The organism is Streptomyces sp. NPDC002888 (assembly GCF_042888465.1).
Taxonomy (GTDB): Bacteria; Actinomycetota; Actinomycetes; order Streptomycetales; family Streptomycetaceae; genus Streptomyces.
Genome location: NZ_JBIAPU010000002.1, coordinates 66,699 through 86,902, shown reverse-complemented (window position 1 = coordinate 86,902; position 20,204 = coordinate 66,699). Strand labels below are relative to the sequence as shown.

Below are 20,204 nucleotides of genomic sequence, written 5' to 3'. Positions count from 1 at the left end.
GATCTAGGGTCGAGCACATGACCTCCTTCCTCGCATACGAGGACAAAGGCGCGGATACCTCCCTTGTCCCCCTCGTCCTCATCCACGGCCACCCCTTCGACCGCACGATGTGGAGTTCCCAGATCGAGGCGTTCAGCGCGGAGAGACGTGTGATCGCTCCCGATCTGCGCGGCTACGGCGCGTCCCCGGTGGTCCCCGGCATCACGCTCCTCTCCGACTTCACCCAGGACATCGCGGCGCTCCTGGACGACCTGAAGGTGGAGAGCTTCGTGCCGGCCGGTCTGTCGATGGGCGGCCAGATCGCGATGGACTGCTACTGGCAGTTCGGCGACCGCATCCGGGGCCTGGTCCTCGCGGACACGTTCCCTGCGCCGGAGAGCGCCGAGGGCAGGAAGGCACGCAACGCGATGGCGGACCGGCTGCTGCGCGAGGGCATGCGCGGATACGCCGACGAGGTCCTGGAGAAGATGGTCGCCCCGTACGCCGACCCGGCCGTCAAGGCACACGTCCACCGCATGATGACCGCCACCCCCGCCGAGGGCGCCGCGGCGGCCCTGCGCGGCCGCGCCGAGCGCCCCGACTACCGGGACCTGCTCACCAGGGTCACCGCCCCCGCCCTGGTCGTCGTCGGCGCCGACGACGAGTTCACCCCGGTCTCCGACGCGGAGGCCATGCACGCGGCCCTCCCCGACTCCGTACTGCGGGTGATCGACGGCGCGGCCCACATGCCGAACCTGGAGCGCCCGGAGGAGTTCAACGAGGCACTGGGGACGTTCCTGAAGAGGGTGGACGAGCAGCGCCCCATGTAATCCCCTCGCCGGTCGCCGCCCGACACCGATACCGTCGCCGACCATGCGCAAGACGACGACCCTGTGGCGCCCCACGGGCCCCGAGGAGCTGGCCCTGGTCGAGGCCTCCGGCTGGACGGCCTGGCCGCCTCGCCTGCCCGAACAGCCGATCTTCTACCCGGTCCTGAACGAGGACTACGCCGTCCGCATCGCCCGCGACTGGAACGTCCCTGCCTCCGGTTCCGGCTACGTCACCCGCTTCGAGGTGGACTCCGAGTTCCTTCAGCGCTACCCCGTGCGCCAGGCCGGCGGTGAGACCATCCTGGAGCTGTGGGTCCCGGCGGAGGAGCTGGATGAGTTCAACGCGCACATCGTGGGGCGGATCGAGGTCGTACGAGAGTTCCGCTGACCAGGCCGGACGTCACTCCGGGCGGCGGTTCGCAGGCTGGTGCGCCGGGCTGGTGCTGGCCGGGGTGAGCGTGGTCGTGGGCTGCCGCGCCGCCGACATCGACGGCACCACCCCGGTACCGCAGCTGCTCGCCTTCCTGCCCTGGCTGCTCGTGCCCACCGGGATCGCGCTGGCCCTCTCGCTCCTCGCCCGCTGGTGGACCGGGCTGGTGTGGTGCGTCGTGGTCCTCGGGCTGCTCGCCTGGTACATCGAGCCGTACGGAAAGACCGACGAACCCGGCGGGCCTCCGGTCGCCGAGCTGCGCGTGCTGACCTCGAACGTCGAGTTCGGCCGGGCGACGGACGCGCTGATCGCCACCGTGCGCCGGGAGAAGCCGGACATCGTATTCGTGCAGGAGTGCGAATACGCGTGTGCGGCGGCGCTGAAGCGCGACCTCGACCATCCCTATCGCCAGGCCGTCGAGGCGGACGGTTCGCACGGCTCTGCCATCCTCAGCCGCTTCCCGCTGAGGGGCACGGCCGGGGTGCGCGGCACGATGGGCATGCCCGGCGCCGTCGCCGACGTGCGCGGCCACGCCGTACGCCTCCAGCTCGCGCACCCCATGCCCCCGCTCCCCGGCCAGGTGGACCTCTGGCGACGCGAACTGGGCGCGCTGCGGGACTTCGCGGCCGGCCCGGGCTCCCCCGTGATCCTCGCCGGCGACTTCAACGCCTCCCAGGACCACGCGGCCTTCCGCGGCATCCTCGACACCGGCCTGCGCGACGCGGCCCGCCTCGGCGGCGAGGACCGCACCCCCAGCTGGCCGTCCCGCACCGCGCCGGCCCTCGGCACCCAGATCGACCACGTGCTCGTGTCGCCGGACTTCTCGGCGAGCCGGGCGAGGTTCCTGGGGCTGGCGGACACGGATCACCGGGCGCTGGTGGTGGACGTGTCGCTGCACGGGCGGTGAGGGGCCCCGCCAGGAGGGCCCCTCAGGATCCCCTGAGAATCCTGAGGATCCTGAGGATCCCTGCGGACTCTCAGACCCCTATGTCCTCCCCGTCCGCGCGCCATACGGCGACGACGGCGGGGCGGACGATCTTCCCGGCCCCGTCGGGCCAGACGCTCGCGGGCTTCTCCACGGACGCCCCGTTGACCTCGCCCGGGTGCTGTACGGAGACCAGCACACGCCGGTCCTGGACGATGGGGCCGCAGGTCTCCGCACCGATCGGCATGGTGAGGAACTGCTTCAGCTCACCGCGCCGCGGCCCCTTGGTCGCGACGCCGAAGAGCCCGTCGTGGAAGCCGAGCTGGGCGCCGTCGGTGGAGATCCACAGGTTGCCGTACAGGTCGAAGGCCACGTTGTCCGGGCAGGAGATCGGGCTGACGTCGTCCTTCGGGAAGCCGGCGAAGTAGGTCGCGGGGTCGTCCGGGTCACCGGCGACGAGGAACAGGGTCCAGGCGAACTTCCGGCTGTCGGCCCGGTTCCAGCGCTCGGTGAGCTCCAGGACGTGCCCGTGCTTGTTGGCGCCTCGCGGGTTGGCCTCGTCGGCCGGGGCGTTCGCGCCGACACCGCGGTTGGTGTTGTTGGTGAGGGCGACGTAGACCTTGCCGGTGTGCGGGTTGGGCTCGATGTCCTCGGGCCGGTCCATCTTGGTGGCGCCGACCTTGTCACCGGCGAGCCGGGTGAAGACGAACACCTCCTCGGCGGTCATCCCGTCGACGTGCGAGACGGCACCGTCGGCGGTGGCGGTGGCCAGCGCGATCCACTCCCCACTCCCGTCGAACTCGCCGTCGGCCGGGAGCTTCCCCGTCCCGTCGATCTCGATGGCGGGCGAGTCACCGGTGAGCCTGGCGACGTAGAGCGTGCCCTCGTCGAGCAGCGACAGATTGTGCTCGCGAGCGGCGCGGGAGGTGCCGTGCTTGACGCGCTTGCTGCCGACGAACTTGTAGAAGTAGTCGAACCGCTCGTCGTCGCCGGAGTAGACGACCGGCCGCCCGTCGTCGGTGAGCCGCACGGTCGCGCCCTCGTGCTTGAACCGCCCGAGCGCGGTGTGCTTGCGGGGCGTGGAGGTCGGATCGTACGGATCGAACTCCACGACGTACCCGAACCGATGCGGCTCGTTGGGCTCCTGGGCGACGTCGAACCGCTTGTCGAACCTCTCCCACTTGCGCTCGGTGGCGCCGGTGCCGATGCCGTACCGCTTGTCGGTGGCCCGCCCGGCGTTGGCGAAGTACTGGTTGAAGTTCTCCTCGCCGTGGAGGGTGGTGCCCCACGGGGTGGTGCCGCCGGAGCAGTTGTTGAGGGTGCCGAGGACCTTGGTGCCGGTCGGGTCGGCGGACGTCCTCAGCAGCTCGGACCCGGCGGCGGGCCCGGTGATCCGGAACTCGGTGGTGGCGGTGACGCGCCGGTTGAGCGGATGCCGGGGCACGGCGACGAGATGGCCGGTCTTCCGGTCGCCCTCGACCACCACGGCGGCCAGGCCGTGGGCGGCCCAGGCGACCTCGACCTGCTGCCGCGTCGGGTTGGCGGCGTCGTACCCCCGGAACATGAGCACTTCGTCGGTGTACTCATGGTTGGCGACGAGGATCTGGCGATGACGCTCACCGGGCAGCGGCAGAAGCGCGAGGAAGTCGTTGTTGTACCCGAACTGTCCGGCCTGGGCGGCCGCGGTCTGGTTCTCCGGGTCGAACGCGGGCGCACCGCGCAGGATGGGCTCGCCCCACCGGACGACGACGTTCTGCCGGTACCCGTCCGGGACGGTCACGGCGTCGGCGGTGTTGGGCGCGACGGGGCTGAAGCGCAGGCCGCGGGCGGGACGCCCGGAGGGCTTGTGGGTGCCGGACGCGGTGGCCGCGGCGGCGGGCTGAGCCCCCGCGATCCCTGCCGTACCGGCTGCCGCCGCTGCCGCGGTGACGACGGCCGCGGCACGCATCACGCTGCGGCGGCTGAGCGCGCCGGCGATGACGTCGCCGACGTACGGGTTCGCGGTGGGGTTGGGCGCCTCGTGGAAGCAGGCGTCACCGCACCGGAAGCGGCAGGTCAGGGCGGACCGGCCGCCGGGATGTGAGTCGGACGAGCACGACGGGGACGTCGTACTGATGATCGGCAGCGGAATGCGCACTTTTACTCTCCCCTTGCTTCCCCTTGAATCTCGCGTGACGGACGGTAGGCGGCGCAACTGTGCGGAAGCGGGGCGACGCGGTGAACGAGGGGTGAACCCGAGGCATCCGTAAGGAAGTTGGGGAGGCCGGCGGGGGCCGGAACCGGCCACGGGCTGAGCGGTCGGACCCGTGGCCCCCGACCCTCCCCAAGATCGCCATCCGGGGCAGCTAACCTTACGTGTCCGTCCTGGCCAGGGATTGACGGGCTACAACTCATGCGAAGGGTTGCGCACATGGGCATTCTCACTCTCCTGCGGAACGCGTTCGGCCGGTCACGCAAAGCGCGCACTGCCGAAGCAGAGGGTGCGGAGCAGGTTCCTTCGCAGGAGCCGGAGCCGACGCCTCCGACCTCCACGACCCCGACGGCGGAGGCCCCCGCGCCCCCTGCCGCCGAGGTCCCCGAACCCCGCACGTCCGACGACCATGAGCACGACCTGGTCTCGGCAGCCTTCAACAACGTGACGGTCCCGAAGCAGACCCGCGTGACGGAGGAGGAACCTGCGGGGGCGGAACGGGTTCCTGCGGCGCAGGAGCCTGCGGCGCAGGAACCGGTGACTGAAAAGCCGGTGGCTGAGAAGCCGGAGCCCGAGGCTGCACCGGTTGCCGAGGCGCCGGAGCCGGTGGCCGAGGAGCCCGAGGCTGCGCCCGCGGCCGAGGAGCCGAAGCCGGTGGCCGAGCCCGAACCCGAGGCTGCGCCTGCCGAGGCGCCGGAGGCGGTGGCCGAAGAGCCCGAGGCTGCGCCCGCGGCCGAGGAGCCGAAGCCGGTGGCCGAGCCCGAACCCGAGGCTGCGCCTGCCGAGGCGCCGGAGGCGGTGGCCGAAGAGCCCGAGGCTGCGCCCGCGGCCGAGGAGCCGAAGCCGGTGGCCGAACCCGAACCCGAGGCTGCACCGGTTGCCGAGGCGCCGGAGCCGGTGGCCGAGACGGCCGAGCCGGTGGCAGAGGAGCCCGCGGCTGAGGCGGTGCCCGCGGCCGAGGAGCCCGCGGCTCAGGCGGCGCCTGTCGCCGAGGAACCGAAGGCCACGGAGCCGGAAGCGGAGCCTGCGTCCGAGCCCGAGCCCGCAGCGGAGAGCACGCCGGAGCCCGAGCCTGCGGCCGAGGTGGAACCGGTCGCCGAACCGGTCGCAGAGCCGGTCGCAGAGCCGGTCGCAGAGCCGGTCGCCGAACCGGTCGCGGAACCGGTCGCGGAAACCACCCCGGAATCCGAGCCCGCAGCCGCCGACGGCGAGGACGCCCCGCAGGGGCCACCGGCACCCGACAACGAAACCAGCACGGGCGGTGCGGGTGGGAACGACGACCCGGCCGAAGGCGAAGCCGAGGCCGGTACGCCCGCGGCGGCCCCCGCAACCCCCCTCACCCGCGTAAAGTCCCGCGCCCCCAGCCTCACCACCGCCTACAAGGCAGCCGGCGCCACGCTCAAGAAGCAGAACCTCACCGGCACCCGAGCGAAGCTCTACCTCGTCCTCGACCGCTCCGCGAGCATGCGCCCGTACTACAAGGACGGCTCCGCCCAGGCCCTCGGCGAGCAGACCCTCGCCCTCGCCGCCCACCTCGACCCCGAGGCCACCGTCCACGTCGTCTTCTTCTCCACGGAACTCGACGGCACCGGCGAGCTCACCCTCACCGAGCACGAGAACAAGATCGACGACCTCCACGGCGCCCTCGGCCGCATGGGCCGTACCAGCTACCACGCGGCCGTCGAGGCAGTGATCGCGCACCACGAGAAGGAAGCCTCCGACACCCCCGCCCTGGTCGTCTTCCAGACGGACGGCGCCCCGGACGCGAAGACCCCCGCCACCCAGTCCCTCACGGACGCGGCGAAGAACCACCCCGCCCTCTTCTTCTCCTTCATCGCCTTCGGTGACCCGGAGAACAAGGCCTTCGACTACCTCCGCAAGCTGAAGCTGGACAACACGTCCCACTTCCTCGCCGGCGAGACCCCGCGCGAGCTCACGGACGCCGAGGTCTACGAGGGCATCCTGGCGGCCTGGCGCCCGTAACCCGCTGCCGGCGCTCTCCGGGGGTGGACGGCCCACCGTCCACCCCCGGGTCCAGTCCCGGGTCCACCCCGCGAAACGCATGTGAGTCGACCATCTCCCGCCCAGTAGGATTTCGGGCATGGCGGCCACTGGATCAGAGAAGCAGGGTGGCAAGGCGTACTACGTCTCCACCCCCATTTACTACGTCAACGACGCTCCTCACCTGGGCCACGCCTATACGACCGTCGCAGGCGACGTGCTCACCCGCTGGCACCGTCAGCGTGGCGAGAAGGTGTGGTACCTCACCGGCACGGACGAGCACGGTCAGAAGATCATGCGCACCGCGGAGGCGAACGGCGTCAGTCCCCAGCAGTGGGCCGACAAGCTCGTCGACGAGGCCTGGCGCCCCCTCTGGGAGCACCTGGAGATCGCGAACGACGACTTCATCCGCACCACGCAGAAGCGGCACACCGACCGCGTCCAGGAGTTCGTGCAGGACCTGTACGACAAGGACGAGATCTACAAGGGCGGCTACGAGGGCCCGTACTGCGTCGGCTGCGAGGAGTACAAGCTCCCCGGTGAGCTCCTCGACGGCGAAGGCGACTTCGCAGGTCAGAAGCTCTGCCCGATCCACAAGAAGCCCGTGGAGATCCTCAGCGAGGAGAACTACTTCTTCAAGCTGAGCGAGTACGGCGAGAAGCTCCTCGCCCACTACGAGGCGAACCCCGGCTTCATCCAGCCCGAGTCCGCGCGCAACGAGGTCGTGAACTTCGTCCGGCAGGGGCTGCAGGACCTCTCCATCTCCCGCTCGACCTTCGACTGGGGCATCCCGATCCCCTGGGACACCAAGCACGTGATCTACGTGTGGGTCGACGCGCTGCTGAACTACGCCACGGCGGTCGGCTACAACGAGAACCAGGAGAAGTTCGAGGCCACCTTCCCGGCCGACGTCCACCTGGTCGGCAAGGACATCCTCCGCTTCCACGCCGTGATCTGGCCGGCGATGCTGATGGCGCAGGGCCTCCCCCTCCCCGGCAAGATCGCGGCCAACGGCTGGCTGATGGTCGGCGGCGAGAAGATGTCGAAGTCGAACCTGACCGGCATCAAGCCGCAGGACCTGACCTCGCACTTCGGCGTGGACGCGTACCGCTGGTACTTCCTGCGCGCGATCGCCTTCGGCCAGGACGGCTCCTTCTCGTGGGAGGACTTCTCTGCCCGCTACACGAGCGAGCTCGCGAACGACTACGGCAACCTGGCGTCCCGCGTCGCGGCGATGGTCGGCAAGTACTTCGACGGCGCGCTGCCGGAGTCCACCGCCGACGGCGAGGCCGAGAAGGCGGTTCACGACGGCCTCGCCAAGGCGGTCGCGGAGGCCGACCGGAAGATCGGCGACGAGCTGGACTTCCAGGGCGGCATCCTGGCGGTCTTCGACTTCGTCAAGCAGGTCAACGGCTACATCACGGAGCAGGAGCCGTGGAAGGTCGCGAAGGACGATTCGGCCGAAGGCCGGGCCCGCCTCGCCACCATCCTCTACACCGCCGCCGAGTCGCTCCGCGCGGTGGCCGTCCTCCTGAACCCGGTCATGCCGGACACCTCCCAGAAGCTCTGGGACTCCCTGGGCGCCGAGCCGTCCCTCGGGGCGCTGGCGGACCAGAACGTCCAGGAGGCGGGCGAGTGGGGCACGCTCCCGGCCGGCTCGACGGTCACGAAGGGCGCGGTTCTCTTCCCGCGCCTTGAGGAGAAGCCGACCGCGTAGGTCCTGCGTACGCAACCCTCCGCACCCCCGTGCGCGTCCCCCGGTACATGGCACTGTTCGGAAACGCGCACACCGTCAACCCCGGCAAGGCCCAGCAGGACTACCAGCGCCTGCTGGGCCACGGGGAGCAGGTCCACGCCGCGTACCTGCTCATCCGCGACACCATCCTCTTCACCGACCGACGCCTGATCCTGGTCGACAAGCAGGGGCTCACCGGCAAGAAGGTGGAGTACCACTCCATCCTGTACCGCAGCATCACGCACTTCTCGGTCGAGACGGCCGGCCACTTCGACCTCGACGCCGAACTCAAGATCTGGATCTCCGGCACCCACGAGCCGATCGAGAAGACCTTCACCAAGGGCGTCGACATCTACGAGGTCCAGGCGATCCTCACGCAGTTCGTCGCCGGGTAGGGATACGTCAGCTGCCGGACGCGTACGTCACGAAGTCCGCCCACGCGTCCGGCGCCAGCGCGAGCTGAGGTCCGCCGATGCTCTTGGAGTCGCGGACGTGGACTGCAGCGGGGGTGGTGGCGATCTCCACGCAGGAGTCGCCTTCACTGCTGCTGCTGTAGCTGCTCTTGAACCACGCCAGGCCGGAAGCATCCCCGACCGAGGTCTTACGGATCATGTCTCCCCCAGCAGTTGCTCGATGAAGGCCGTCGACTCCCGTGGCGTGAGAGCCTGAGCCCGGATGATGCCATACCGCAGTTCAAGGATACGGAGCTGCTTCGGCTCGTAAATCGGTCGACCGTTGGCCACTGCTGGCGAGCGCCCGACCACCGAGCCGTCCGCGAACTTCAGCACCTCGATACCGCCGGCCAGTCCGGCATGCTCCTCGCGATCCATCGGCATCACCTGAAGCTCGACATTCCGCAACTGCCCTGCGTCCAGCAGATGTTCGAGCTGGCGGCGCAACAGCACCTTTCCCCCGAGCGGACGCCGAAGTGTCCACTCCTCCAGGACAAAGCTGAGTTCAGGCGCCGGGTCGCGCTCGAACACGGCCTTCCGAGACACCCGCGCGGAGATGAACCGCTCCACCTCGTCCTCGGTGTACGCAGGGCGCCGCATCAGCAGCAGCCCGCGTGCGTACTCCGGTGTCTGCAACAACCCGTGGATGTTCAGCGGATCGTAGAGCTGGAGCTCGACCGCCCTGGCCTCCATCTGGGCCAGGTCCCGAACCGTCTTCGGATACCGAACCTTGGCCACGTCCGTCTTCATCGCCGAGAGCAACCCACCCGCCCCCAACACCTCGTCCGCCCTGTCCAGATACTCAGGCCGGGGGATCCGCTTCCCGCCCTCGATCTTGTAGACGAGGTCCTCCCCGTACCCCACCGCCGTCCCGAACTCGGCGGCCCGCATCCCCTTCGCCTCCCGCCGCAGCTTCAACTGCCGCCCCACGGTGGCGACGACCGCGAGACCCCAGTCGTCATCCGGGTCCACCTCCCACCCCGGCTCGTCCGCCTCGCTCTTGAGCCGCCGTACCTCGCCGTTCACCGACATACCGCACCCCTCCGTCGTACCGCCGGGCAGTCACCCTGCGCATCGGCGTCGTCACTGTTCACGGTAAGCACGCGCCACCACGCTCGGTGACGTGAACGAGAAAAAGTCCACCCACCCCGGCCCCACCACCGAAGCCCGCCCGCGTGTGCTCCGGTGCCGTCGGCGCTCTTCTCCAAGGAACACGAGAGGGAAAGAACCTCACCAAGCCCCACCCGTCCCTCCCGCCGCGCAAACTCACTCCCGCGAGTGAATATGCCCAACTCGGCTGGATTCGGGATGGGTTGCCTGCCTTACGCTCGGCGCGACAGAGCACGACCCCAGACATGAGTCGGCCCCCGCCGGGACTAGCGATCCCTGCGAGGGCCTGACCACCGAGGAAGAGACAAGCTTCCTGATGGACGTCCAAAACCCTAGCGCGCCCCTGCGCGCCCAGTCCCGCATCCCGGGCAAAAACCACCCTCACAGGCGCCCGCACGCCGGCGTCGTCCACGACAACGCCCGCCACACCACCCGCTTCACGGTGATCGGCAACCACCTCGCCCAGCACCCCGACCTGTCGCTGCTGGCCATCGGTCTCGCCGTCCACATCCAGTCCCTCCCCAGCGGCGCCCTCGTCGACATCAAGACCCTCGCCGCCCGCTTCCCCGAGGGGCCGACCCGTATCGCCGCCGCCCTGCGCGAACTGGAGACCCACGGCTACCTGCGCCGCACCCGCGAACGCACCGACAGCGGCCGTATCGTCACCCGTACGGTCTCCTGCAACCAGCCCGGGCACCACGGCACGGCAGCCGAAGCGTCCAGGCCACCCACTCGACGGCCCGCCCCGGACAAGGCCCCGCCGCCCCGCAAGCTCCTCCCCGCCGTACCCCAGCCCGCACACGTCTCCCCCGCCCTCCTCCGCACGGCCACCGATCTCCTCGCCGGCCTCCGCCGCCACGACCCGCGCCTCCTGCTCTCCACCACCGACGCCGAGCACCTCGCCCCCGGCGTCGTCGCCTGGCTGGAGCGCGACCTCACCCCCACCGCCGTACGCCACGCCCTGAGCAGCGACCTGCCACCTGAGCCCCTGCACCGCCCGGCCGCCCTCCTGGCCCACCGCCTCGCGGCTCAGCTCCCGCCCCTGCCGCCGTACCGCAGCCCGGAAACACCCCCGCCCGTCAGGCACCCACTCCGGAACTGCGACAGCTGCGACCGCGCCTTCCGCGCCCCCGAGCCCGGCCGCTGCCGGGAGTGCCGCGAACTCGTCCACTGAAGACCGACTCACACCGCACTCACCCCTGCGGGTGAACATCACCAACTGCACTGCCACTGCGCGGTGTTGCGCCCCTACGCTCGACACAGGATCGGCTCTGGCATGTGCCAGAGGCAATCCCCTTCCCGTGTTACCTCCTACTACCTCACCCTCACAGGAACCCGTATGGTCAGCTCGCCCCACGAGGCGATGCACCGCATCTTCCAGGAGCACCCGGACCTCTTCTCCCGGGTCTCCGAGGTGCTGGGTGTCGACTTCGCCCCACCCACCTCGGTCACGGTCCTGCCGACCGACCTCACCGAAACCCGCCCCCTCGAACGCCGCGTCGACACGTTGCTGCGGCTGGACATGGAGGACGACGAACCGCTCATCCTCGCCATCGAGGCCCAGGGCGGCAAGGACCCGGACAAGCCCGCCAGCTGGGCGTACTACGCGTCGTACCTGCTCACGAAGTACCAGTTGCAGCCGATACTGCTGGTCGTCTGCCAGGACCGTGCCACCGCCGAATGGGCGGCGCGACCGGTCCACTTCGGCCCTCGGCAGTGGCCCGTGCTCACCTTGCGCCCGCTGGTCGCGGGACCGCACAACATGCCGGTGATCACCGACCCGGCCGAGGCCCGCAAGGACCTCGCGCTCGCCACGCTGTCCGCGATCACTCACGGTAAGAACCCGGACATCGGGGCCATACTGAAGGCAATGACGACCGTTCTGCGGGACACGCCGGACGCCGTCAAGAACCCCATCATCGAATTCATCTCGCAGGGCCTGGGCAAGCTGCCCGCCGCAGCACTATGGAGGAACCTGGTGGCCGTGGACCTTTCTTTCTACAAGTCGCCCCTTTTCGAAGAAGTCCGCGACGAAGCCCGGGCCAAGGCCCTCGACGAGGGCCGGGCCGAGGGCCGGGCCGAGGGCCGGGCCGAGGGCCAAGCCAAGGGCCGAGCCGAGGACATCCTGTTCGTCCTGGAGCGGCGCGGCCTCGACGTCCCCGACGAGGCACGCGAACGCATCACCTCCTGCGACGACCTCGACCTCCTGCGCCACTGGCTCGACCGAGCTCTCACCGCCTCGTCCGCTGCCGAGATCTTCGAAACCGAGTAGCCGCAGCACAAGGCGCAGCGCCCGTGAGGGGCCCAGGACTTGAAGTCCCGGGCCCCTCACGCATGCACTACTTCGGGACGCCCGCGCCCGTGCCATCGCCATGGAGGCCCTTGCGGGCTTGGCGCCCGAGGGCAGCTTCCAGAAGTTGTTCTCGGCGACGACCTGGGCCTTGGCGCGGGAGTTGATGCTGTACTGCGGCGCGTAGCCGCTGAGGGTCGTCGTGTCGTAGAAGTCGGGGACGGTATCGCCGGCGGGGCGAAGAAGCTGGGCAGCGCCCTCAACCCGTTCGACTAGCGAGGGACGACATGCACACGACCATCAGCCCGTTCACACTCACGTACTGGAAGGAGAAACAGCCCGTCGGGCGAACGAAGTTCGGCTGGGAGGGCACTTCTCCGGAGCTCGGCGACATCCGGGTGGTGTACCCGGCGGGCCGGGACGCGTCGAACGCAATCGTCACGGATGTGCGCGGTGCTCTGATCCCCACGGCCACGTTCGAGACGCGCGGCGTGCACACGGACGTCCTGTCGATGCCGACCCTCAACCGCGCGACGCTCCGGGTGGGCGACGGGCTCGTGCGGATGAGCCGGCACCGGTGGGCGCTTACGCACCGGGGGCGCTCCCTGCACATGACGTATCTGGGCGACGCGTACAGACTCACGGCGATCAACCGCCGGGCATACACGCTGTCCCGGCAGCCCGACGCCGAAGACCCCGGTGTCGTCATCACGGTGCGGCAGTCGGGTCTCGGAAGCGGCAGGAAAGTAACCGTGCAGGTGGCGGGCCGGGTCCTACCCGCCGACGTCTCCCTCGCAGCTCTCTTCTCCGGAGTCGACCGGTCCGTGCTCACGCGGCGCGGCGCCGTACGGGCGGGCTTCTCAAGGATCTTTAACTTCTGGGCCGAATCCCAGTCCTGAGCGATTGCCAAGCGAGTGAGACGCCGCGAGGGACCCGGGAACACATCCCGGGCCCCTCGCACACGCGCTACTTCAGGACGCCCGCGCCCGTGGTCGTCCCCAGTTCCGTCGGCAGGTTCTTCGCTGACGTCTGGAGGCCGGATGTGAGGGTCGGGGTCCAGTTGACCGTGGTCTTCAGGTCCTTGGACGACGCGGCGTTGTATGCGGCGACGAGGTCGGTGACCGTGCCGTTGACGAGGTTGCCGGTGCCCTTGACCGAGCCGGTGCCGTCGCCGCTCAACACCTTGGCGGGCTTGGCGCCGGAGGGGAGCTTCCAGTAGTTGTTCTCGGCGACGACCTGGGCCTTGGCGCGGGAGTTGATGCTGTACTGCGGCGCGTAGCCGTTGAGGGTCGTCGTGTCGTAGACGTTGTTGTAGATGTGGATCTGGCCGATGCGGGCCAGGGGAGCGCGCTGGATGATGCCCTTCCACACGTTGTGGTGGATGGAGACGCGCAGCTTGCCGACGCTGTCGGTGTCGCTGCTGCCGATGAGCATCGTCTTGTCGTGGTTGGTGAACTGGTTGCGCTCGACGGTCACCAGGTCGGAGCCCTTGGTGATGTCGAGGGCGCCGTCGTGGATCTGGTACTCGCGGCCGTAGTACTTGGGGTTCGCGCTGTCGAAGTGCGGGCCGTCGGTGAACGTGTTGTGGTCGGCCCAGACATGGGTCGCGCCGCGCAGGGTGACGGAGTCGTAGTTCGAGTTCCAGTTGCCGTCGTCGCCGTCCGTCGGGTCCCACTGCGGGAAGCAGTCCTCGGTGGCGGCGAAGGTGAGGTTGCGGACGATGACGTTGTCCACGTTCTGGATCTGGACCATGCCGCCGGTGATCCCCGCGTTCGTGCCCGGCACGCCGACGAGGGTGGTGTTGGCCGGCACCTTGAAGACGACGTTCTTCGCCTGCTTGGCCTGGGCCGCGGCGCGGGCCTTCTCCTGCGTGCCGGAGGGGAGCTTGGAGCGGCCGTAGGTGGCGGGGTCGTAGTCCTTCAGGTACGCCGAGAGCGAGTAACCCGTGCCGGAGGAGTAGTTCGCGCAGGTCAGCTTCTTGCCCGCGTCGTCGGTGTTGGCGTCGATCGTGCCCTTGACCTGGATGATCCGGGGCGTGGTGTCGGTGGCGGAACCCAGCGCCTTCACCAACTGCGCGCGAGTGGAGACGGTGAAGGTGTGCGCGGCGTCGGCCTTCGCGCCGCCGGTCGTGCCGGTGCCGGAGGACGCCCAGCCGTCCTTCGCGGCGAGCGTCTGGTGGAACAGGTCGACGGGGGCGGCGTTCGCGTTCATCACGACCACACCGGCGCCGACACCCGCCGCGACGACGGCGGCGGAGACGACGAGGGCGCGCCGCTTGCGGAGGGACCGGCGGTGGGAGGCTGCTGCCACGGTGGAGTCCTTACAGGGTTGTGGGACAAGTGCTGTGCGGTGAAGCTCCGGTGAACGGTGCTCACGACCCCTCAGTTGTCGCCGCAGCCACAGGGGTTGCCGCCCGTCACTGTTTTTTTCGGCGTTGGTAAAGTCCGCTCACTTGTGCGAAGGGAGCGTGTCCCTTCGCGGGGAGGGAAGAACACGTGGGCAGATACGCCCTGCCGCGCCGCCGACTGGCGGTCGCGATCTCCTCGGTGGCGCTCGTGGTCGCGGGCGGCGCCGTCCTTCCGTCGGCAGCCGTCGCAGCGCCGACCGCTCCGACCGCGCCGACCGCTCCGACCGCGCCAACCGCTCCGACCTCGCCGGTCGCTCCGGTCGCGCCGTGGAGCACGGCCACCGCCATCACCGGCACCGACGTCGACACCTACGTCCTCGACGTCGCCACCGCGACCGACGGATCCGCCGTCACCCTGTGGAACCAGTTCGCGGGCACCGGCGGCGGCGAGCGGAAGCTGTACGCGGCCGTACGGGCCGAGGGCAGCGACACCTGGGGAGCGCCGAAGCTCCTCGCCACCACCCCGACCGAGGCCGGCGCAGCCCAACTGCACGCCTCCGCCGACGGCACGGTCACCGCCCTGTGGGTGGAGCACCCCGACGAGGCCGCGCCGGGTGAGGGCCCCCTCGGCATGCGCCTGGTCAGCTCGGTCCTGGCCGCCGACCGGTCCGCCTGGTCCGCGCCCGCCGAGATCGTCGGCACCGACACCACCTGGGGCAACGCCGGCATCGACCTCGCCGAGGCCCCCGACGGGACGCTCACCGCGGTGTGGGCGAACCGGACCACGGCCGGTGCCGTGGCCGAGGTCCACGGCTCCACGCGTGGCGCCGACGGCACCTGGTCCGCGCCGGTGCCGCTGAGCACCGCCGCCGCGGACGGGGCCGACCTGGCCGCGGGTCCGAGCGTCGCCGTCACCTCGGACGGCACCACCGTCGTCGTCTACAAGCAGTGGGACGGCCCGTCCGCCCGGCTGCTGGCGGTCACCCGCGCGGCCGGCGCCGCCGAGTGGAGCGCCCCCGCCGCCGCGACCGGCAGCTACCAGTCGGTCGGCGACCCCGAGGTCACCGCCGGCGACGACGGCACCCTGACCCTCGCCTGGCCGGGCACCGACGAGTCCGAGGACACGACCATCCTCACGTCCACCCGGTCCGCCGCCGGCACCTGGTCCGCGCCCGAGACGGTGACCGCGAGCGACGACCTCGCCGGCACCCCCGAGCCGCTGATCGCGCCCGACGGCGACGTCACCCTCGTCTGGGTCGACTACACCAGCACGTTCAGCGCCCGCACCGCGACCCGCGACGCCGCCACCGGCACCTGGTCGGCCCCGAAGACGTTGTCGACGGCCTACGCCTCCGAGGCGTACGACGCCACCATCGGCCCCGACGGCACGGTGCGCGCCCTGTGGAACCAGAGCGGCGCCCTGCGGGAGTCCGTCCGCACCGACGGCACGTGGACCACTCCCGCCGAGCTGCCTGGCTCGACGAACGCCCGCACTTACGGCGAGATCAGCGTGGGCCCCGACGGCAGTGCCACCGCCGTCTGGTCCGGCGCCAAAACCGACAGTGGCAAGGCGCAGCTGTACGGCTCCCGGACCGCCTGGCCCGCGCTCGCCGTCACCGGGTCCACCGTCCCGGCGGCGGCCTCGCTGAAGAGCACGACCTCCGCCGGCACCGTCTGGGCGCCCACCTGGCAGCTCAGCCGGCCCACCTCCTCCTGGTCGGTGACGATCAAGGACCCGGCGGGGAAGACCGTCCGCACCCTCACCGGCACCACCGCCGACCTGTTGGTCGCGGCGAGCTGGAACGGCCGTACCACCAGCGGCGGTTACGCCCCCAACGGCCCCCTGACCTGGACCCTCAACGCCACCCAGCAGGGCGCGACCACCGCCGTGAAGTTGGCCTCCGGCACGGTCACCGTCTCCGGCGGCGCGGCCGTCGCCCGCGACTTCGGCGGCGCCTCGGGCACCCCGGACGGCACGGGTGATCTGCTGACCCTGAACTCGTCAGGGGCTCTGTCCGTCCACTACGGCGGCAGGTTCTCGGGGAAGACCACGGCCACGGGCTGGGCCACGTCGATCACGGCGGTGCCCTTCGGCGACCTGAGCGGCGACCGCTGCAACGACGTACTCGTGCGGCAGAGCAACGGATCGCTGCGGCTGTACAAGCCGGTGTGCGGCAAGGCCGTCACCCCGTCGACGGCGTACACGACCGTGGGCACCAGCGGCTGGAACCAGTACGACGTCCTGGCCGCGCCCGGAGACGTGAGCGGCGACGGCCGCCCGGACCTGGTCGCCCGCAACGCGACCACCGGAGACATCTACCTCTACAAGGGCACCGGCACCGGCGGCCTGTCGGCCCGCGCGAAGATCTTCGCGGACTGGCGGACGTACAAGAAGATCGTCGGAGTCGGGGACATCACCGGTGACGGCATCGGGGATCTCATCGCGCAGGACAAGTCCAACAACCTGTACCGCTACGACGGCACGGGGACGGGCACCTTCAAGGCCCGCACCAAGGTGTTCGCCAACTGGGGCGGCTCCTACAACGCCCTCGCCGGCGTCGGCGACATCACCGGCGACGGCAAGGCCGACATCGTCGCCCGCGACACCAGCGGCAACCTCTACCGCCACAACGGTGACGGCAAGGGTTCGTTCGGCGCGGGGACGAGGATCGCGACGGGCTGGGGCGGCTACAAGGCCCTGTCGTAAAGGCGGCTGCAAGGCCCTGTCGTAAAGGCTGAGGGGCGCCCGGGAGACGCGTACTCCCGGGCGCCCTGTCATGTCAGCTCGCCGAGGCGGAGGCCGACGCCGAGGCGGACGCGCCCGGCTGGACGGCGTCGTCGGTGCCGTCGTGGGTGGCGTCGGGCTCGACGCCCATGGTGATCGAGCCGAGAACACCCTTCGCGATGTTCTTCTTGTTGTACTTCAGCTTGAGCAGGCCGCCCTGGGTGCCGCTCTGGTCGTAGATGGTGTCCTCGGTGAGGGTGGTGCGCTCGGTGGTGCTGGTGGAGTACGGCTCCACCTCGGCGGAGGCGAGGACGGACACCTCGTCGAAGAAGAACTGACCGGTGTGGCAGGTGTGGCCGCCCTCGTACCCGGCGTCGGTCCACTTGCCGTCGACGTGCACCTTGGTGTGGATGTGGACGGTGCGGCCCCGGTACCAGCCCGGGAAGACCGTCTTGAAGGTGACGCGCCCCTGCTTGTCGGTCTTCCACGTGCCGCGCAGGTACCGCTTGTCGTCGGTGGGCTCCTCGTGCCCACCGCCACCGCCGCCACCGGCCGGCGGCTCACCCGACGGCGGCTCGCCGGTCGGGGTGCCGGAGGGGGCGTCGCTGGGAGCGCCCGAGGGTGCGCCGCCGCCCCCGGTGGACAGGCTCTCGTACCCCGAGTAGAGGCCGAGGGCGTCGCAGTGCCAGATGTCGACGGCCGCGTTCGCGATGGGCTTGCAGGTCTCGGAGTCGATCACCTTGAGGCTGAGGGTGAGCGGGATGCCCTCCTTGTCCTCGGTGATGTCCTGGCGGATCTTGTCGGCGTCGATGTAGTAGGGGCCCTCGGTGGTCTCGGAGGTGAGCTTGTAGCAGACCTCGGAGCTGCTGCTGCTCGCGGAGGCCCCGGCCCCCTTCTTCCCCTTGGGGGTCTCACCGGCGAACGCACCCGCGGCCAGCGTGCCGCCCGCCCCCACCGCGGCGACGACACCCGCACCGGCGACGACGACCTTGCGGCGAGTCAGGTTCTTTTTGTGCTTCGGCCCTTCGGCCGTCTGGTTTCCCGTCATGGCGAGGAAGCTAGGAGGCACGGCTGTCAGGACCGTGAGAAAGGGCTATGGAATTCCATGGGTCCGTGAGGGCGGGGTGAGAACGGGGTCCAATCTCGGCCCTTTTCCGGTAAAAGTCCTTGCAAGGCTTGCCTTACTCGGGACCCGCCGGACTGCGGAGTGGTGACGGCCTTGCGGCACATCTGGTGCGAACTACCCACCCCGGCGTGGACGTTCCTTCCCATCTCGCCCCCAACGCCGCCCGAGCCTCCTCCACATGCCGGAGCCCCTGCGCCGCCGTCCGGCTCACCTGCGTGTACTCCGCGGAGGTGCGGGCCGATGCCAGTTGGGCGCGGGCCTTGCGGTGGTGGTCGGTGGCGTGGGCCAGCGCCTGCGCCGCGTTCTCGTCGGCGCGGGCCCACTCCCGTACGTCCAGCCCCGAGAGGCTCGCGCCCAACCGCACGAGCCACCCGTTCGCCTCGGCCTCCGCATCGAGGTCGGACAGGTCATCCGCCGCCCGCCCCGTCCGCCGCTGCGCCACGACGGCGACCACCGCGCCGACGATCAACAGCACGGCCGACGCGAGCATGAATCCCGTGGACCCCGACCCCATGACTTCCCCTACTCTCCGGTCTCTCCGGTGCTGGACGACCCGCCTCCCCTATGACACGACAGGCCGCTGTGCGCCTCCCTCGGGGTTGCTGTGTGCCTCCGGTGAGGTTTCCAAGAGGGGCCGCTCGGAGGTCGCCCGCGCACCGCGGATGAACATCGCGGCGACCACGGCCAGCAGCGACGCCGCCGACAGGGTGTAGAGACCGCCGTTCGTGCTGCCTGTCGTGTCCTTGAGGTAGCCGAAGAGGGTCGGGGACACGAAACCGCCCAGGTTGCCGATCGAGTTGACGAGGGCCAGGCCCGGCGCCGCGATCCTCAGGTCCAGCCCCGACTGTGCCATCGGCCAGAACAGCGTCGCCGCGCACTTCGAGCCGACGCCCGCGAGGGTGATCGCCGCGAGGCCGAACCAGGGGGAGCCGAGGGTGGCGAGGAAGGTTCCGATGGCGGACAGCACCAGCATGAGTGCCAGGTAGGGGCGGCGGTCCGGGGCGCGGTCGGTGAAGTGGCTCATGGAGTACATGGCGACCATGGAGCACACCGCGGGGATCGCCGACAGCAGCCCGACCTGGAAGGACGACAGTCCGCCGATGTCCTCGATGAGGCTCGGCAGCCAGAACGTGATCGCGTAGCCCGTGAGCGTCATCGCGAAGAACGCGCCGATCAGCAGCGCCACCTGACGGTGGAACAGCAGCCTCAGCCGCGACACCTTCGGCGCCCCGATACGGGCTTCCTGGTCCTTGGCCACCGCCACGCTCAGCGCGTCCTTCTCGTCCCGCGTGAGCCAGGGCGCGTCCTCGATCCGGGAGACGAGGAAGAAGCCGGCGGCGATGCCGACCACGACGGAGAACGTGCCCTCCAGAGCGAACATCCAGCGCCAGCCGGCGATCCCGCCCGCCCCGTGCAGCTCGAGGAGCGCGCCGGTGATCGGTCCGGTGACGATGCCCGCGGCCGCGGAACCTCCCAGGAAGATCGCGGTCGCCCGGCCGCGGCTGGAGTCGGGCAGCCACTGGGTGATGTAGAGCATCGCGCCGGGGAAGAAGCCGGCCTCCGCGACACCGAGCAGGAAGCGCAGGACGTAGAAGGTCGTGACGTTGTGGATGAAGCACATCGCCACGATCACCAGACCCCAGGTGATCATGATCCGGGTCAGCCAGACCCTGGCCCCGAAGCGCTCCAGCAGCATGTTGCTCGGCACCTCGAACAGGGCGTACCCGATGAAGAACAGGCCGGCCCCGAAGCCGTAGGCGGTGGCGCCGATCCCCACGTCCGCCTGGAGCTCCTCCTCGATGAAGCCCACGTTCGTCCGGTCCAGGTTGTTGACCAGGAGCATCAGCACCAGCAGCGGCATCATCCGGCGCAGGAACTTGCCGACGGCCCGGCTCTCGGCCCCGGGCCGGGAGGCTTCAGGCTCTGACGGTTCTGACATCGTTGTCTCCCCACTCGCCGTTCACATACGTGAATCGCTATCACGTTCTTGGGCACGATATGGAGGCAACACTTCCGGGTCAATGGGCTGTTCAGATGGACACGTATATGAACAAGTGGTGGAG

The 20,204-nt window shown here is 70.1% G+C and carries 17 protein-coding genes and 1 pseudogene; 10 read left to right on the top strand and 8 right to left on the bottom strand.

The window, feature by feature from the left end:
• Nucleotides 1-17 precede the first annotated feature (17 nt).
• The 3 genes from ACFYWX_RS03345 to ACFYWX_RS03335 are packed head-to-tail and all read left to right on the top strand — an operon-like array spanning nt 18 to nt 2,146.
• On the top strand, nt 18-809 hold the full coding sequence (locus ACFYWX_RS03345) for an alpha/beta fold hydrolase (RefSeq protein WP_389422250.1): 792 nt from the start codon (nt 18-20) through the stop codon (nt 807-809).
• A gap of 43 nt (nt 810-852) precedes the next feature.
• A complete protein-coding gene (locus ACFYWX_RS03340) occupies nt 853-1,197 on the top strand; it encodes a hypothetical protein (protein WP_389422249.1) in 345 nt (114 codons plus the stop codon).
• On the top strand, nt 1,142-2,146 hold the full coding sequence (locus ACFYWX_RS03335; RefSeq protein ID WP_389422248.1) for an endonuclease/exonuclease/phosphatase family protein: 1,005 nt from the start codon (nt 1,142-1,144) through the stop codon (nt 2,144-2,146). The genes ACFYWX_RS03340 and ACFYWX_RS03335 overlap by 56 nt, the downstream gene beginning before the upstream one ends.
• A 70-nt stretch (nt 2,147-2,216) precedes the next feature.
• Here the strand turns inward: ACFYWX_RS03335 and ACFYWX_RS03330 are convergent, their stop codons facing one another.
• Nucleotides 2,217-4,301 carry a PhoX family protein gene (locus ACFYWX_RS03330; RefSeq protein WP_389422247.1) on the bottom strand — a complete coding sequence of 695 codons (2,085 nt, stop codon included), beginning with the start codon at nt 4,299-4,301 and terminating at the stop codon, nt 2,217-2,219.
• 273 nt (nt 4,302-4,574) lie between these two features.
• Between ACFYWX_RS03330 and ACFYWX_RS03325 the strand changes: the two genes are divergently transcribed.
• The 3 genes from ACFYWX_RS03325 (at nt 4,575) to ACFYWX_RS03315 (ending at nt 8,486) form a co-directional block, all read left to right on the top strand.
• On the top strand, nt 4,575-6,338 hold the full coding sequence (locus ACFYWX_RS03325) for a VWA domain-containing protein (protein ID WP_389422246.1): 1,764 nt from the start codon (nt 4,575-4,577) through the stop codon (nt 6,336-6,338).
• Between the two features lie 118 nt (nt 6,339-6,456).
• A complete protein-coding gene (metG, locus tag ACFYWX_RS03320; RefSeq protein ID WP_389422245.1) occupies nt 6,457-8,073 on the top strand; it encodes a methionine--tRNA ligase in 1,617 nt (538 codons plus the stop codon).
• A gap of 47 nt (nt 8,074-8,120) precedes the next feature.
• Nucleotides 8,121-8,486, top strand: coding sequence for a PH domain-containing protein (locus ACFYWX_RS03315; protein ID WP_389422244.1), 366 nt, complete (start codon nt 8,121-8,123; stop codon nt 8,484-8,486).
• 7 nt (nt 8,487-8,493) lie between these two features.
• Here the strand turns inward: ACFYWX_RS03315 and ACFYWX_RS03310 are convergent, their stop codons facing one another.
• Entirely contained in the window at nt 8,494-8,703 is a 210-nt protein-coding gene (locus ACFYWX_RS03310) for a DUF397 domain-containing protein (protein ID WP_389422243.1), read from the bottom strand.
• The gene (locus ACFYWX_RS03305) at nt 8,700-9,575 is read right to left on the bottom strand and encodes a helix-turn-helix domain-containing protein (protein WP_389422242.1); all 876 of its coding nucleotides are present in this window, start codon (nt 9,573-9,575) and stop codon (nt 8,700-8,702) included. The genes ACFYWX_RS03310 and ACFYWX_RS03305 overlap by 4 nt, the downstream gene beginning before the upstream one ends.
• Nucleotides 9,576-9,969: 394 nt before the next feature.
• Here ACFYWX_RS03305 and ACFYWX_RS03300 point away from each other — a divergent pair, with 394 nt between their 5' ends.
• Together ACFYWX_RS03300 and ACFYWX_RS03295 are read left to right on the top strand one after the other, a co-directional pair.
• The gene (locus tag ACFYWX_RS03300; RefSeq protein ID WP_389422241.1) at nt 9,970-10,827 is read left to right on the top strand and encodes a helix-turn-helix domain-containing protein; all 858 of its coding nucleotides are present in this window, start codon (nt 9,970-9,972) and stop codon (nt 10,825-10,827) included.
• 165 nt (nt 10,828-10,992) lie between these two features.
• The gene (locus tag ACFYWX_RS03295; protein WP_389422240.1) at nt 10,993-11,925 is read left to right on the top strand and encodes a hypothetical protein; all 933 of its coding nucleotides are present in this window, start codon (nt 10,993-10,995) and stop codon (nt 11,923-11,925) included.
• Nucleotides 11,926-12,007: 82 nt separating this feature from the next.
• On the opposite strand, the pseudogene ACFYWX_RS03290 reads toward ACFYWX_RS03295, so the two are convergent.
• Nucleotides 12,008-12,153 (bottom strand): annotated as a pseudogene (locus ACFYWX_RS03290) (pectate lyase); the annotation flags it as partial.
• Nucleotides 12,154-12,230: 77 nt separating this feature from the next.
• Between ACFYWX_RS03290 and ACFYWX_RS03285 the strand changes: the two are divergent.
• Entirely contained in the window at nt 12,231-12,842 is a 612-nt protein-coding gene (locus ACFYWX_RS03285; protein WP_389422239.1) for a hypothetical protein, read from the top strand.
• 67 nt (nt 12,843-12,909) lie between these two features.
• Here ACFYWX_RS03285 and ACFYWX_RS03280 read toward each other — a convergent pair whose 3' ends face one another.
• On the bottom strand, nt 12,910-14,253 hold the full coding sequence (locus ACFYWX_RS03280; RefSeq protein ID WP_389422238.1) for a polysaccharide lyase family 1 protein: 1,344 nt from the start codon (nt 14,251-14,253) through the stop codon (nt 12,910-12,912).
• Between the two features lie 185 nt (nt 14,254-14,438).
• On the opposite strand from ACFYWX_RS03280, the gene ACFYWX_RS03275 reads away from it, so the two are divergent.
• Nucleotides 14,439-16,997 carry an FG-GAP-like repeat-containing protein gene (locus ACFYWX_RS03275; protein ID WP_389422237.1) on the top strand — a complete coding sequence of 853 codons (2,559 nt, stop codon included), beginning with the start codon at nt 14,439-14,441 and terminating at the stop codon, nt 16,995-16,997.
• A gap of 73 nt (nt 16,998-17,070) precedes the next feature.
• Here ACFYWX_RS03275 and ACFYWX_RS03270 read toward each other — a convergent pair whose 3' ends face one another.
• From ACFYWX_RS03270 to ACFYWX_RS03260, 3 genes are all read right to left on the bottom strand, one after another.
• A complete protein-coding gene (locus ACFYWX_RS03270) occupies nt 17,071-18,063 on the bottom strand; it encodes an intradiol ring-cleavage dioxygenase (RefSeq protein WP_389422236.1) in 993 nt (330 codons plus the stop codon).
• A 133-nt stretch (nt 18,064-18,196) separates the two neighbouring features.
• Nucleotides 18,197-18,655, bottom strand: a complete 459-nt coding sequence (locus ACFYWX_RS03265; RefSeq protein ID WP_389422235.1) for a hypothetical protein — start codon at nt 18,653-18,655, stop codon at nt 18,197-18,199.
• Nucleotides 18,656-18,703: 48 nt separating this feature from the next.
• On the bottom strand, nt 18,704-20,080 hold the full coding sequence (locus ACFYWX_RS03260) for an MFS transporter (RefSeq protein WP_389422234.1): 1,377 nt from the start codon (nt 20,078-20,080) through the stop codon (nt 18,704-18,706).
• Nucleotides 20,081-20,204 lie beyond the last annotated feature (124 nt).